Here is a 13584-nt window from a genome sequence, read left to right on the forward strand (position 1 = left end):
TCAAAAAATTTATAAACATAGCACTCATCGAGGAGGATTCACATGATCGATGTAACCCAAATTCCAGGTTTAATCATCAACAAACCAGAAACTGATATAAACATCAAAGAGGCAGAATCCCAGCTAAACATGCTGCTGCCCCATGCTTATAAGACCTTGCTGAAACAGACAAATGGATGTTCCGTCGAAGGCGATGTTCTTCTATACGGAACTGAGGACATAGTAGAACGCAATAAAACATGGGAAGTCCATCATTATGCCAGCGGCTATGTAGCCATTGGTGACGATGGCGGCGGGCGAGTATTTCTTATGCGGCAGGCAGAAGAAGAGAAAAAAGTGTGGATCGTCGATGCTGGTGTGATGGACCCTCAGCATGCGGAATTGGTGGCTGAAGACTTGTTAAGCTGGGTAAGTCACGGCTGTTTCATAGAAGTTTAGTCTATTAAGGAGATGATCGATTTGCCGTGGAACACATTGATCGCTGCATGCCTCGTGGTTGGGGTTCCTGTCGTTTTGATTGCAGCTGTTTATTTCATTTCGAAAAGGAAGAGCAAGAAAACCAAAGCATCCAGTTGAAAAGCTCTGTGACGTTCCTTGTCATAGAGCTTTTTTCTCGCTCATTCTCCCTCCATGTTATAATAAACACAGTTTATGAACGAGAGGATATGCAGGACATGAAAAATGAACCTATTGAGTTATTGACGCAGCCGACATGGCGAATCATAGATCAATCGAGCCTTGGTCTCTATGTAGACCCAAAGCAATCTTTTGCGATGGATGATACGCTTTGTGCGTCGGTTGGGAAAGGACTCTCATCAGCGACAGCGCGTTCTTGGGTGCACCACAATACGATCGTTCTTGGGATTCAGGATACAAGACTTCCATTTCTCCAAGATGGTGTAAAGCTTCTTGAGGAAGAGGGATATCGCGTCATTGTGCGCAATTCAGGCGGTCTTGCTGTTGTGCTGGATGAAGGCGTACTAAATGTGTCTTTAATCTTTGCGGAACAAAAGAAGGGCATTGATATTGACCGAGGATATGATGCGATGGTGGAATTGATCCGCCGGATGTTGTCGATGTATGAAGTGGACATTGAAGCCTATGAAATTGTCGGCTCTTACTGTCCAGGTAGCTACGATTTGAGCATCAATGGAAAGAAATTTGCCGGCATTTCTCAGCGTAGATTACGCGGAGGGGTCGCTGTGCAAATCTATTTGTGTGCAGATGGAAGCGGCCGGGAACGAGCTGATTTGATTCGCCGTTTTTATGAGGCGGCCTTAAAGGATAGAAGGCATGAGGTGAAAGCGGTATTCCCTGATATACAGCCTGATACGATGGCATCCCTATCAGAATTAACTGGAGAACCCATTGATTGTGCGCTTCTCATGCGTCTTTTACTAGAAGAACTTCAAAAGCTGAGCGAGCAACTGACCGCTTCAGGGTTGACCACCGAGGAACAACTGGAGTTTGAGAAAAACATGACGCGGATGATTGAGCGGAATGAGAAAGTGTTCTCGTAAACATATCTTTCCAGCCATCTTAAAAATAGGGGTGATGTAATGGAAATGAAACTTCTGAAAGCGATTGAACTTCGAGAAAATGGACATCTTCAAGAATCCAATGACATGCTCATCCGTCTTGTAGAAGAGTATCCAGATCATGCCTCCATTCACTATCAATGTGCTTGGAGCTATGATGTGTTAGGGAAGGAAAAACAAGCTGTCTTTTTTTATGAGAGGGCCCTTGAACTAGGTTTGTCTTCAGAAGAAAGAGAAGATGCTTTCTTAGGATTAGGAAGTACATACAGAACCTTAGGGGAATATGAAAAGTCAAAACAAATATTCCTCCATGCGATGGAAGCTTTTCCGCATAATAAAGCCATTCAAACGTTTTATGCCATGACTTTGTATAATTTAAATGAACATAGCAAAGCCATGGAAATACTATTGAACTGTTTAACTGAAACGACAAATGATCCTGCTATTTTGAGTTATCGAAAGGCCATTGATTTTTATTCAAATCAGTTAGATCGATTGTGGAAATGATTTATATAGAAATGGAGGGGCAATGTAATGGAAGAATCCCCTCCTTTGCTATGACATTTTATATGTGATAGTCCTTTATGACATAAGAAAGAAGGAAAATGTTTTGTCACTCATCACCACGTATTACCCGCTGTTTATGCTTTGTATTTTGTCTCTGTTGTATATGATATATCGTATCCAGCCAATGGCCTCTACTGTGAAAAAAGTCATCATTGTGCTATGTGTGTTAACAAATGCTGCCTATATTTGCTGGCGTCTCTTCTTTACATTGCCGCATGAAGGTACTTTTAATGTTGTCATGGGCATTTTGCTTGTTGCCTGTGAATGCATTGGGTTTATCCAGCTGCTTGTGTTTTATACACTGGTTTGGAAGCCTTCAAATCGGAAACAAGTCATGATCAGTGATCTTGACAGGCTGCCAACAGTTGATATTTTCATAGCTACATATAATGAACCGATTGAGGTGCTGAAACGCACTGTTGCAGGTTGTTTGAATCTCTCTTATCCGAAGGAAAGCGTTCAAATTTATTTATGTGATGATGGCAATAGGGAAGTTGTAGAGCAGCTTGCTTCTGAGTTTGGTGTTCATTATCTGACAAGAACAGATAACAGATTTGCTAAGGCAGGTAATTTAAATCATGCGATGTCTCAAACGGATGGGGAGCTGATTCTGACGCTTGATGCAGATATGGTCCCTCTTCCTTCATTTTTAGAAAAAACAGTGCCCTATTTTCATGATGGAGCAACTGCGTTTGTTCAAGTTCCACAGGCGTTTTATAACGAAGATCCTTTCCAATATAATATGTTCTCGAAAGATCGAATTCCAAATGAGCAGGACTTCTTCATGCAAACTCTCCAAGCTGGTAAGGATCGGTTTAATGCCGTCATGTATGTTGGGAGTAATACGGTTTTTAGAAGAACGGCATTAGATGAAATTGGCGGATTTGCTACTGGAGTGATTACAGAAGACATGGCAACAGGAATGCTTCTCCAGGGGAAATTCAAATCTGTGTCTGTCGGAGAAGTATTAGCCGTCGGTCTGGCACCTGAAAGCTGGCTTGATCTGTTAAAGCAAAGAGATCGCTGGTCGAGAGGGAACATTCAGTGTGCCCGTAAGTTTAATCCTTTGAAGGTGCGCGGCTTAACGCTGATGCAGAGAGTTCTTTATTTAGATGGCATTGTGTATTGGTTTAACGGTTTGTTTAAAATGATTTATATTCTCACACCGATTTTGTTTTTATTGTTTGGTATTCAAAGTTTCTGGGCAGATTTCCAGTCCGTTTTCATGTTTTGGCTGCCGGCGTTCTTTAGCTCGTATTTAGCATTTAAACTTGTGTCGAATCAAAAAAGAAGTATGTTTTGGAGTCATATTTATGAAAGTTCAATGGCATTCCACTTAGCTGGTGTGGCACTCAGTGAACTGTTCTTGAAAAAACGTGTTGAATTTCTGGTGACACCGAAGGGAATTCAAACGGACAAAAGGCATTTTCATCTGAAAACGATGATTCCCCATCTGATCTTCTTGCTGCTCTCATTGCTTGCCCTTGTGAAAATAGGTTACGATGTGAAGGTAAATGGGACGATGAACGCTGATCTCATGTTGATTAATATTTTTTGGGTGCTTTATAACGGTGCAGGCTTATTCATGGCACTGCTTGTGGCGTTTGATCGACCGCGTTATCGGAAATCAGAGCGATTTATCATTGAAAAAGAGGGGCATCTTCGTTCTGATCATCAAGATCAGTCGATGGCTTGTTTTCTACTAGATATGAGTGATTCAGGTGCACGTCTATCCATTCCATTGGACAAAGCGTCTTCTCTATATCAAGGACAAACGCAATTATTTTTTTCAGAGAATGAAAGTGTGTCGTGTGACGTGGTTTGGAGCTATCCAGAGGGAGACAAGCTGATGGTTGGTGTTGCTTTTACTGACACACAAAAATCAGAGTATTTATCACTGATCCGTTTCTTATTCACACGAGAGCATGTAGCGGTGACGGATCGTGAGAAAAAATCGTATGCTGTTCGGACGTTTCTCCGCTTTTTAAGAGAAACGGAGAAGGTACCAAAGGCTCTACGGCGCAAATGGATGAGAAGGCCATTGCAAGGTGTGACAGGCACGATCGCCTATGAGGACCGACTAGCAGAGAAGATGCCGGTGATCATACATGATATCAGTTTATCTGGGTGCAAAATTGAGTTTGAAGATTCAATTGAATTAAATGGGCAAGTGCTGATCACCATTGACACAGAATCTCTAACGGATCAGCCGGCGATTGCGATTTGGACATCACAAAAGCGAGGTCGTACAATGGCCGGACTCAAGTTTGTTCAGCCTGAAATCAAGCAGATAGAAGAAAGAGAGGGAGTGGTTTCTTGAAATCTAAAAATGGCGGTTACCTCTATTTACTATGGCTTCCTGTCATCATAGGAGCCGGCTACGGCATTTCGCTTTTCGTGCCGTTTCTTCAGCCTGTACTGACGCTTGGTATCGCAGGGCTTTATATTTTTATCTTTGGTGATTTTCAGGTGAGGCAAGTTAGGTACATTTTTATGTTCGTCTTCTTGATCAATGTCCTTTTTAGCGTGATGCTATTTTTGGATATTTAAAAAAGTGCTTCCCGCAGGTGGGGAGCACTTTTTGGTTATTCTGCCATTTTTTCAAGGTTGCCGTTCCGGTCCATTTTAAAGGTTGGTGCGGCACTGTCGTCCTCTTCAAACAAAACTAGTTTTCTTGCACGGTTCATGATTTTGACGAGTGTTTCATAATCTTCTTGAATGGTGAGCTGATCCTTTTCAAGCTTTTTCACTTCAGCTTCTAGTTGAGACACTTTATGTGAAAGTTCGTTGTTTTCTCGTTTTAACCGGCTGTTTTCCATCCGTAAGGCAGATGATTGCTGTCCATCGCCTTCATAGCGGCGTAAGAAATCAATGATATCCTCAATGGTTAACTCTTGGCGCTGCCCAAATGGATTGGCTTCTGGCTTTTTCTCTGTCACTTGAGAAGCCTGTGACAATAAATGTGATAAACTAGCTAACTCTTCATTGTAGCTTTGATCCACAAACTGAAGCTGTTCGGCTGTTTCGGCTGCAGGTGCAAATGTTTCTTCTTGCGCAGGTTCCAGTTCTTGAGAGAACTCTTCCTGTGTGATCGTTTCTTCAACTTGCGGCTGATAGAGCAAACGTTTTTTCGCAGGCTGTCCATTGCCGAGTGCACGCATGCGTTGTTTACGCTGTTTTTTGGCAAGTGCCAATGCTTTTTCATATTGATGCCTCACGACAGCATTCCATCTAAATCCGCATGCCGCTGAGGTACGGTTTAGCTTGTCTCCAACTTCTTCAAATGCGTTCAGTTGTGTACTGCCCTCTCTGACGTGACGTAAGACGGTTTCTGCCAGAAGGAGATCATTTTCCTCTGACCAAGCATCTTGTCTTTGTTTTGACATGTGTTTAAACCCCCATAAGATTTGATGGTATTAGATTAGCCAAGTTGAAGAAGGTTTATACAAGTTTGCTAAAAGGATAGTGGAAAATACTAGCTTTTATGTGAATACGTCTCTGTGCTGACAATGCGTCTTGCAACTCCAGTCGCTTCGATGTACAATGTTGGGTGGTATATTATTCACTCTTAGTTGTCCAACTGTTTCATATAGAATGAAGTTTCATCATTGAAAGGAAGCGTAAGAACATGGCTAATGAGTTTCGCGTATGTGACGATTGTGATGCGACGAACCTAAAAACGTTATTGCCTCGACTTAAATCGGTTGACCCTGATGCAAAAATTGAGATTGGCTGTCAATCGTATTGCGGTCCAGGACGAAAAAAGGCTTTTGCGTTTGTGAACAATCGCCCATTATCCGCACCAACAGAAGATGAGTTACTCGAAAAGGTTCAAAAAAAAGTCAAATAAATGTCACTGAATGTGTTCAGTCGACCTAAAAAGAGGTCCGTCCCTGTCAGGTCGGGCTTTTTACGTCCGTTCAATCTATGAGAACACATTCGCCAGCAAATTCAAGGATGTTTTCGGGAAAAGTTACCCGATATAATAGAAACACGTCTTAAAAAAAGAGGGACGAAACGATGGCGTATCCAAAAGGGAAATTATCCGAAGAAAAGGTATTTAAAGATCCTGTGCACCGCTATGTTCACGTACGGGATGCATTGATATGGGATTTAATCGGAACGAGAGAGTTCCAGCGCCTTAGACGAATTAAACAGCTAGGCACCACTTATTTAACGTTTCATGGGGCAGAACACAGCCGATTTAATCATTCACTCGGTGTATACGAGATTGTCAGACGAATTGTGGATGATGTGTTTAAAGGAAGACCCGAATGGGATGAAGGGGAGCGTGAGCTTGTACTGAGTGCCGCCCTGCTTCATGACCTTGGACATGGTCCGTTTTCTCATTCCTTTGAAAAGGTCTTTCATTTAGATCATGAATCGTTTACAAGAGATATCATTTTAGGGCAGACGGAAGTCAATGAAGTGCTGCGCCGGGTCAGTGACGATTTTCCAAAGCATGTAGCAGAAGTCATTGCCAAAACGTATCAAAACAAACAGGTGGTCAGTTTGATTTCAAGTCAAATTGATGCCGACCGAATGGATTACTTGCAGCGCGATGCTTACTATACAGGCGTCAGCTATGGTCACTTTGATATGGAACGTATTTTACGCGTGATGCGTCCAAGAGAAGATCAGATTGTGATGAAACAGAGCGGGATGCATGCCGTAGAGGATTATATTATGAGCCGCTATCAAATGTACTGGCAAGTGTATTTCCACCCAGTGACACGCAGTGCGGAAGTCATTTTAACAAAAATCCTCCATCGTGCAAAAGAGCTGCATGAAACGGGATATATTTTTACACATGCCCCGGTTCATTTTTATTCAATTTTTGAAGGAAATGTCACCACAGAGGACTATATTAAGCTGGATGAATCCATTGTCTTATTTTATTTTCAGGCGTGGGAAGATGAAGAAGATCACGTGCTGGCTGATTTGTGCCGCCGTTTTATGAACCGCCGTTTATTCCAATATACAGAGTTTAATCCTAACGAAGAAATGACGAAATATTTCAAGCTGACTGCTTTGTTCAAAGAAGCAGGAATTGATCCTGACTATTATTTAGTGGTCGATTCTTCCTCTGATTTGCCTTATGACTTTTATAGACCGGGCGAAGAAGAAGAGCGGCTGCCGATCCACCTTTTGACGCAAAGTGGTCATATTAAAGAACTGTCGAGACAGTCAGATATTGTTGACGCCATTTCCGGTAAACGAAGAACCGATCATAAACTTTATTTCCCGATGGACTTAATTGTAGATATGTCGGAAAAAGCTGAAGAAAAGAAGGCGATCATGAAGCTGCTTGGATTGGGATAAGGAAGTACTGAAAAAGGAGATGTCGGGAATTTGTTGAAAGAGCATGCAAAGTTGATGAAGGTGTTCTCTGAATCTGGGGAAATCGTTGGACGGAAGAAGCTGCAAAAAATGATTTACATAGCAAAAAAGCTAGATTTGCCTTTTTACGAGAAATACGATTTTCATTTTTATGGCCCCTATTCAGAGGAGTTGACGCTCAGAATTGAAGAGCTGTGCAACCTTGGATTCTTGGACGAAATGAAGGAAAAAAAGGGCGGATACTATCAATATCGTTATTCGCTGACGGACAATGGGAAAGAGTTTCTCGATCAGTGTGAAGTGGACATGCCTGACCTCAAAGTGCTGACGCAGCAGATGAATGAGCAATCGTCTCGTTTTCTAGAGCTTGTCTCAACGATTTTATACTTTGATGATCTGCCAAAAGATGAGGTAAAGGAAAAGGTCTTCACCATTAAAAGCAAGCAGCGCTATACGGACGAAGAATTTGAGGCAGCTCTTGCTTATATTGATCAGTTGAAGGAATTGAACTAACGACAAGAACCAGTTTGTGATAGCCAATGGCTAGAACAGACTGGTTTTTATTTTGTACGCATATAGAAACAGAAACAAGTCGACCTCATGGATCGACTTGTTTTTTAGGAATGATGATAAGAAAATCTTGCTAAAAATTGTTTTGTCCGTTCTTCTTTCGTCTGTTCAAAGACTTCTTCTGGTGTGCCTGCTTCGACAATCACACCATCTTCCATGAAAATGACCCTGTCGGCAATATCATAGGCAAAGCTCATCTCATGCGTGACGATGATCATGGTGACGCCTGTTTGTGCCACTTGTTTAATGACGTCAAGTGTTTCACCTACAAGCTCGGGATCTAAAGCGGAGGTCGGTTCATCAAACAAAATGACCTCCGGATTCAATGCAAGTGCTCTTGCAATGCCTACTCGCTGCTGCTGTCCGCCAGATAATTGATGCGGATAGGCATCTTTTTTCTCTAGTAATCCTACTTTTTTGAGCAATTGGAGTGCTGTGTCATAGGCTTGGTCTTTCGGTTGTTTACGGGCAATGACTAAGCCTTCCATGACATTCTCAAGTGCTGTTTTATGAATAAACAGGTCGTATTGCTGAAAGACCATGGCTGTTTTTCTGCGAATTGCTAGAATGTCTTTCGGTTTTGCTTGATTGAATGTGACAGTGGTCTGATCAATGCTGATTTCACCTTGATCCGCACGCTCAAGAAAATTTAAGCATCTGAGAAATGTTGATTTCCCAGAGCCGCTCGGACCTAAAATGACAACGACTTCGCCTTTTTCTACCGTTAAATCAATTCCCTTTAGAATCTGGTTTTGACCGAATGCTTTATGCACTTGTTTGATGTGAATCATGCGAACCGCCCCCTTTTACTTTTGTGTACATATTTCTCATATCCAGCAGTGATGGCTTCAATAGAGGCACACAAAGCCCAGTAAATAAGGGCAACAGCAATGTATGCTTCAAGATAACGATAGTTCACATTGGCTTTAATTAAAGCACCGTTTAAAATATCGACCACAGATACCATAGAGACGAGAGAAGAGGCTTTGATTAAACTGATGAGCATGTTGTTCAGTAAAGGAAGAGAGATGGGAAAGACTTGTGGAATGATCACTCTTCGCAACACCTGCCTGCCTGTGAAACCAACGGATAGAGCGGCATCAAATTGACCCTTTGGGATGGACGCAAGAGAGCTTCGAAATATCTCTGATAACCCGCTGACGGCATATAAAGAAAGGGCGAAAATGGCAATCCATCGTCTATCTAAATCGCTAAAACGGATGGGCAACGAAAGAGATGCAGCCAATTGATCGAGCGAATCGGAAAAAATAAGATAAGATACGAGCAAGATTAATACAACAGGAATGGCTTTAAAAATCGCCACAAACCATTTGAACAATGGAGACAATACAGGCACTTGATAAAAACGGATAAGGGCAATACCAAAGCCAAAGATGGAGCCGAATACTAGCGGAAGAAAGCCTAATAGCAGCGTCGTTGGCAAATAATGAAGTGCGGCTACAAAGGCCTGAAACATAAAAGCAACGTCAAAATCCACTCAGATCGCTCCTTTCTTATGATGTAGTAAAGTCTCCGCCCAATATTTTTTTAGACAATTCAGCGAGCTTGCCGTTATCAATCAGTTTTTGCAGGGCTTGATCAATGTCCTTTTGAAGTTTCGTATTGTTTTTTTGGTATAAATAATACGTTTTAGATACGTTTACAGGCTTTCCGGATGTCACAAGATGAGCATTGAACTGTTTGTTTAGCTTATTGACGTCATACTTTGTGAGTAAGGCAGCATCGACCGTGCCATTCTGCAGGTTTTTGACTAAAATTTCGTTCCCGCCATCCCCGTAGACAATGTCAATTTTCCGATCATGCTTTGCGTTATATTGCTCTAGAAGATAAGCGAAATTACTTCCTGTAGAGGTGTGCACTTTGTGTCCAGCTAAATCGTCCAGGCTTTGAAAGTCATGACCGGATGCTTTATTTACCACCACATAGCTTGTATAATCTGTGTAGCCAACTTTTCCAAATAGATATTTCTTCTGACGCTCGTCATTGATTTCATATTGGTGTGCAGCGAGATCAACTTTACCGGCATCTAAAGCAGGCAGAATATTTTTAAACTCAAAGGATTCATATTTAAACTTATATTGTGGTAGCAGCTGATCCACTTCATCTAATACAGCCTTCTCGTAGCCTGTTAATTTGCCGTTTTCATCTAAGTAAACGAAGGGTTGATAGGCGTTCCCTGTCCCAATGACGATTTCTTTTGCATCCGGGTCATTATTGTTTGCTTCTGCTTTGATTTCATCCGATTGCTCATTATTTCCGCAGGCGGCAAGGAGCAATGAACCAAGTAGAAGCAGGCCGATGATGTAATGATTACTGAATATTCTGTTATTTTTCATGTGAATTCCTCCTCAGTTTATTTTGCACGTTTTTCTACAGTAAAGGCCGCTTCGGCTCTTTTTAAGGGAAGCAATGCCGTCTGACGCTGTTTTTTTGTTTTCGGTGTATTGATCCGTTTTTCCAATAGGTCAAATGATTTTTCTAACACCATACTTAAAATGATAAATATAACGGCAGCAATAAAGTATCCTTCTAATACGCGATAGTATAAAGCCCCTAATGTTTGAACCTTTCCGATCATGTCCATCACACCTAATGTAAAGGCGAGGGAGGTATTTTGTAATAAGTTGACAATGGCCACGCCGATATTAGGAAGGGCGATTCTCCCTGCTTGAGGAATAAGCGTTCTTCTATAAATCTGCCATTTCGTCAGTCCAATCGAGGCGGCCGCTTCATATTGAGATGCTGGGACACTCGATAGGGCAGATCGGAATATTTCTGAAAAATACCCAGCTGTATTGAGTCCATATGTAATATACAGAAAGATCAATTTGTTCCACATGGAGATATCAAGCCCAATTGTTGCAAGCACACCAGGCAGGCCATAAAACACAATAAACATTTGAACAAGGATAGGTGTTCCGCGAATAAATGAGACATAAATTGCACTGAGCTGATGCAGGATGGGAATACGCTCAATTCGAAAATAAGCAAGAATGAATCCAAGAAAACTGCCAATCAAAGTGGCAAATAAAACGATCAGTAAGGTTGTTGGAAGGGCTGACAATACTTTAGGGAAGAGTGTGACGACATACTCCCATTTGAAAAACTCCCCCATGTTGAATCACCTCCTATGTTGAAGTCGTTTGGACTTTTTCTTCTGAGGGCGGTGCGCCTAATATGGCGGCATCGAACCGTTCAGGGATGAGGACTTTATACATTAATACACCTAAGTCGCCATTATCGGCTTCACGTTCAATATATGCTGTATAGCCTTTTCGTTCGTACATCTCTAGAAGCCAGGGGTGTTTCCGGCCAGAAGTACCCAGTGTGTATGCTGGTGCTTTAAATGTCTGCCGAAGCAAGGTGTTTTCTACATAATCGAGCAGCTTATTTCCAATCCCTTGACCGGCTAAATCAGGAGCTGTGGCAAACCACCAAACAAATGGATAGCCTGAAACCGGTTGAGTGCTCTCCCATGGAAAACGTATGGTGATGGTTGATATGAGACGCCCGTCTCGTTCTAACACAACAGCAACAGATTGTTTGATGTTTTCTGTGACCATTTCAAGTGTGGCGTTCGTGGATGGCCAATCAATGCCCATTTCTCCAAGCGGTTTAAATGCACTGGACAGCAATTCTAGAAAAGCCGGTGCATCTTCTTCGGTAGCGATGCGAAAAATATCTCGACTCATGACAAACCTCCAATCAAAAGGGTAGTGTGTAATATCAGCTCAACGCTTTTCGTAAAGCATCGATATCTGGATTCAGCAATGCTTGATACACGTGGGGATCACGGCTGATTTCTACTACTGGCACGTAACGGACGCCGTATTTTTCTTCTAAAATATTTCTGTAATGATCATGTTCTGTTACATCAATGGTTGAATAAGTAATGTGCTGTTCGTTGAAATAGGACTGAATGTCCTGACAATAGCTGCATCCTTTTTTGCTCCATAAAATGATTTTTTGATTATTTGACATTAGACGCTCACCTCTTGGTTTATTTGGTTTTTGGCTGTTAGTTCATGATCAAATGCTTCTTTTAATAATGTGATAGACGCTATTCTTGCCTCAATGTCTACAATCGGAGATAGCACAATGAACTCGTTGATCTCATATGTCTCGGCTAGTTCAGTCAGCCGGTGATGAACGGTTTCTTTTGTGCCAGCGGTATAACCGGTTTTTTGAACGTGAATGTTGTAGTGTTCTTTTTTTGTTCCTTTCACCAGCTTTTCTGCATCTTCTAGTGACGTCACATTAAGCTTTCTTCCATCGGAAAAGGAGACCTTTACTGTTTCCTTTTGCTTGATGTACGAGATGGCTTGTTTGTGGTCTTCCGCTACAGATACGGTGATGGCGAGAAGAAATTGCTGGTGCGTGTTCTGTGTCTTGAATTTTTGAAAAGTCTCTCTTGCTTCTTTTAATAATGCGTCATCCCCGTTAATAAAATAGGCAAACACAAAGGATATCCCAAGTTTCGCTGCGAATTCCGCGCTCTCTTTACTGCCGCCTAGAAGGAACATGTCGGGTGATACGCTAGGAATTGGCTGAGCATTTAACTCATTTGCTTGTTCAGTAAGATACGTTTTGAGATCCACTAATTTTTGAGAAAAGTCTTTCCGTGACGCTTGATAATCTTCCTGAAGCGCTTGTGTCGAGAGGTTCAACCCTCCCGGTGCTTTCCCAACGCCTAAATCGACTCTGCCAGGCGCTAGTGATGCCAGTACATGAAATGTTTCAGCCACCTTAAACGGGCTGTAATGCTGAAGCATGACACCGCCAGACCCAATTCGCAAATGGTTCGTTTTTGCTAAAAGATAACCGGCGAGGGCTTCAGGGGATGATCCTGCCACTTGAGAATTATTGTGATGTTCAGACACCCAAAACCTGTGATAACCAAGCTGATCTGCTGCTTCAGCCAATCTGACAGTATGCTGAATACCGGTCTCTGCTTTCTCGTTTTCACTGACGAGGCTTTGATCAAGAATACTAAGGGTGAGCGACATTGGCTGTTCCTCCTATTAGACTTTGATATTGAGATAGTGCGAGGTTTAATCTGTTTGTGGCATCTGGATCAAGCACATAGCTATTTGAATCCTGCTTTGTGACCTGTTGATCGACAACATACACACCAGATTGAACGACGGTTGCACCGAGTTGATGAATAATAGGTTTAAGTGCATATTCAATGACGAGTAAATGTCCGTATGTTCCTCCTAAAACACAGGGAAGAACGGGTTTCCCTTGTAACGCTTTCTGGGGGAGTAGATCTAAAAAAGTTTTTAAAATACCGGAAAAAGACGCTTTGTAGACAGGTGTTAACACAATGACACCGTCGCTCTCATTCACAAGCTCAATGGCTTTGACAATGTCTTCGTTTGAAAAATCTGCTCCTATTAAGGCACTGCTAGGAAGCTGGTGGACTTGAATGACATGAACATCAATCCCATGTAACGCCAAACGATGATGGATGTGTTGCAGGACACCGGTTAACCGAGATTGGACGGAATGCCCGCCTGCTATAATCGTTACTTTTGCCAATTCGTCT

General features: G+C 42.1%; 17 protein-coding genes. 8 read left to right on the forward strand and 9 right to left on the reverse strand.

Going from position 1 to position 13584, the window contains the following annotated elements; translation table 11 throughout:
• The first annotated feature begins 42 nt into the window (after positions 1–42).
• The 5 genes from KFQ09_RS11360 (at position 43) to KFQ09_RS11380 (ending at position 4655) form a co-directional block, all read left to right on the forward strand.
• Positions 43–438 carry an SMI1/KNR4 family protein gene (locus KFQ09_RS11360; protein WP_079919301.1) on the forward strand — a complete coding sequence of 132 codons (396 nt, stop codon included), beginning with the start codon at positions 43–45 and terminating at the stop codon, positions 436–438.
• A 236-nt stretch (positions 439–674) separates the two neighbouring features.
• On the forward strand, positions 675–1520 hold the full coding sequence (locus KFQ09_RS11365; protein ID WP_255835677.1) for an octanoyl-[GcvH]:protein N-octanoyltransferase: 846 nt from the start codon (positions 675–677) through the stop codon (positions 1518–1520).
• Between the two features lie 39 nt (positions 1521–1559).
• Complete coding sequence (locus tag KFQ09_RS11370) at positions 1560–2045, forward strand: tetratricopeptide repeat protein (protein ID WP_249476684.1); 486 nt, start codon at positions 1560–1562, stop codon at positions 2043–2045.
• A gap of 103 nt (positions 2046–2148) precedes the next feature.
• Positions 2149–4425, forward strand: coding sequence for a glycosyltransferase (locus KFQ09_RS11375; protein WP_255835678.1), 2277 nt, complete (start codon positions 2149–2151; stop codon positions 4423–4425).
• On the forward strand, positions 4422–4655 hold the full coding sequence (locus KFQ09_RS11380; protein WP_008343557.1) for a DUF5970 family protein: 234 nt from the start codon (positions 4422–4424) through the stop codon (positions 4653–4655). The genes KFQ09_RS11375 and KFQ09_RS11380 overlap by 4 nt, the downstream gene beginning before the upstream one ends.
• A gap of 35 nt (positions 4656–4690) precedes the next feature.
• On the opposite strand, the gene KFQ09_RS11385 is transcribed toward KFQ09_RS11380, so the two are convergent.
• Entirely contained in the window at positions 4691–5491 is an 801-nt protein-coding gene (locus KFQ09_RS11385; RefSeq protein WP_007497717.1) for an RsfA family transcriptional regulator, read from the reverse strand.
• 242 nt (positions 5492–5733) lie between these two features.
• On the opposite strand from KFQ09_RS11385, the gene KFQ09_RS11390 reads away from it, so the two are divergent.
• From KFQ09_RS11390 to KFQ09_RS11400, 3 genes are all read left to right on the forward strand, one after another.
• Positions 5734–5955 (forward strand): YuzB family protein, encoded by a 222-nt coding sequence (locus KFQ09_RS11390; RefSeq protein WP_003215259.1) that lies wholly within the window; start codon positions 5734–5736, stop codon positions 5953–5955.
• 170 nt (positions 5956–6125) lie between these two features.
• Positions 6126–7427, forward strand: coding sequence for an HD domain-containing protein (locus KFQ09_RS11395; RefSeq protein WP_007497716.1), 1302 nt, complete (start codon positions 6126–6128; stop codon positions 7425–7427).
• 30 nt (positions 7428–7457) lie between these two features.
• A complete protein-coding gene (locus KFQ09_RS11400; RefSeq protein ID WP_007497715.1) occupies positions 7458–7958 on the forward strand; it encodes a YwgA family protein in 501 nt (166 codons plus the stop codon).
• 104 nt (positions 7959–8062) lie between these two features.
• Here KFQ09_RS11400 and KFQ09_RS11405 read toward each other — a convergent pair whose 3' ends face one another.
• Genes KFQ09_RS11405 through ssuE form a run of 8 tightly spaced genes read right to left on the reverse strand, consistent with a single transcriptional unit; the run spans position 8063 to position 13577 of the window.
• A complete protein-coding gene (locus KFQ09_RS11405) occupies positions 8063–8806 on the reverse strand; it encodes an amino acid ABC transporter ATP-binding protein (RefSeq protein WP_255835679.1) in 744 nt (247 codons plus the stop codon).
• Entirely contained in the window at positions 8803–9513 is a 711-nt protein-coding gene (locus KFQ09_RS11410; RefSeq protein WP_008343549.1) for an amino acid ABC transporter permease, read from the reverse strand. Before KFQ09_RS11410 ends, KFQ09_RS11405 begins: the two co-directional genes overlap by 4 nt.
• A gap of 16 nt (positions 9514–9529) precedes the next feature.
• Positions 9530–10372 (reverse strand): transporter substrate-binding domain-containing protein, encoded by an 843-nt coding sequence (locus KFQ09_RS11415; protein ID WP_008343547.1) that lies wholly within the window; start codon positions 10370–10372, stop codon positions 9530–9532.
• 17 nt (positions 10373–10389) lie between these two features.
• Positions 10390–11151, reverse strand: a complete 762-nt coding sequence (locus KFQ09_RS11420; protein WP_008343545.1) for an amino acid ABC transporter permease — start codon at positions 11149–11151, stop codon at positions 10390–10392.
• 13 nt (positions 11152–11164) lie between these two features.
• Positions 11165–11728, reverse strand: coding sequence for a GNAT family N-acetyltransferase (locus KFQ09_RS11425; protein WP_008343543.1), 564 nt, complete (start codon positions 11726–11728; stop codon positions 11165–11167).
• A gap of 34 nt (positions 11729–11762) precedes the next feature.
• Positions 11763–12017 carry a glutaredoxin family protein gene (locus KFQ09_RS11430; RefSeq protein ID WP_098680525.1) on the reverse strand — a complete coding sequence of 85 codons (255 nt, stop codon included), beginning with the start codon at positions 12015–12017 and terminating at the stop codon, positions 11763–11765.
• Positions 12017–13042 carry an LLM class flavin-dependent oxidoreductase gene (locus KFQ09_RS11435; protein ID WP_156061385.1) on the reverse strand — a complete coding sequence of 342 codons (1026 nt, stop codon included), beginning with the start codon at positions 13040–13042 and terminating at the stop codon, positions 12017–12019. Before KFQ09_RS11435 ends, KFQ09_RS11430 begins: the two co-directional genes overlap by 1 nt.
• The gene (gene ssuE, locus KFQ09_RS11440; RefSeq protein ID WP_098680526.1) at positions 13026–13577 is read right to left on the reverse strand and encodes an NADPH-dependent FMN reductase; all 552 of its coding nucleotides are present in this window, start codon (positions 13575–13577) and stop codon (positions 13026–13028) included. The genes KFQ09_RS11435 and ssuE overlap by 17 nt, the downstream gene beginning before the upstream one ends.
• Between the last annotated feature and the right edge of the window lie 7 nt (positions 13578–13584).

It is taken from the genome of Bacillus sp. FS02, assembly GCF_024398395.1.
In the GTDB taxonomy this organism is placed as follows: domain Bacteria; phylum Bacillota; class Bacilli; order Bacillales; family Bacillaceae; genus Bacillus; species Bacillus altitudinis.

Excerpts from the sequence above, each read along its gene's own strand:
- KFQ09_RS11390 (WP_003215259.1), top strand. The coding sequence starts at position 5,734 with ATGGCTAATGAGTTTCGCGTATGTGACGATTGTGATGCGACGAACCTA.
- KFQ09_RS11420 (WP_008343545.1), bottom strand. The coding sequence starts at position 11,151 with ATGGGGGAGTTTTTCAAATGGGAGTATGTCGTCACACTCTTCCCTAAA.
- KFQ09_RS11360 (WP_079919301.1), top strand. The coding sequence starts at position 43 with ATGATCGATGTAACCCAAATTCCAGGTTTAATCATCAACAAACCAGAA.
- KFQ09_RS11435 (WP_156061385.1), bottom strand. The coding sequence starts at position 13,042 with ATGTCGCTCACCCTTAGTATTCTTGATCAAAGCCTCGTCAGTGAAAAC.
- KFQ09_RS11370 (WP_249476684.1), top strand. The coding sequence starts at position 1,560 with ATGGAAATGAAACTTCTGAAAGCGATTGAACTTCGAGAAAATGGACAT.
- KFQ09_RS11385 (WP_007497717.1), bottom strand. The coding sequence starts at position 5,491 with ATGTCAAAACAAAGACAAGATGCTTGGTCAGAGGAAAATGATCTCCTT.
- KFQ09_RS11425 (WP_008343543.1), bottom strand. The coding sequence starts at position 11,728 with ATGAGTCGAGATATTTTTCGCATCGCTACCGAAGAAGATGCACCGGCT.
- KFQ09_RS11405 (WP_255835679.1), bottom strand. The coding sequence starts at position 8,806 with ATGATTCACATCAAACAAGTGCATAAAGCATTCGGTCAAAACCAGATT.
- KFQ09_RS11430 (WP_098680525.1), bottom strand. The coding sequence starts at position 12,017 with ATGTCAAATAATCAAAAAATCATTTTATGGAGCAAAAAAGGATGCAGC.
- KFQ09_RS11365 (WP_255835677.1), top strand. The coding sequence starts at position 675 with ATGAAAAATGAACCTATTGAGTTATTGACGCAGCCGACATGGCGAATC.
- KFQ09_RS11395 (WP_007497716.1), top strand. The coding sequence starts at position 6,126 with ATGGCGTATCCAAAAGGGAAATTATCCGAAGAAAAGGTATTTAAAGAT.
- KFQ09_RS11415 (WP_008343547.1), bottom strand. The coding sequence starts at position 10,372 with ATGAAAAATAACAGAATATTCAGTAATCATTACATCATCGGCCTGCTT.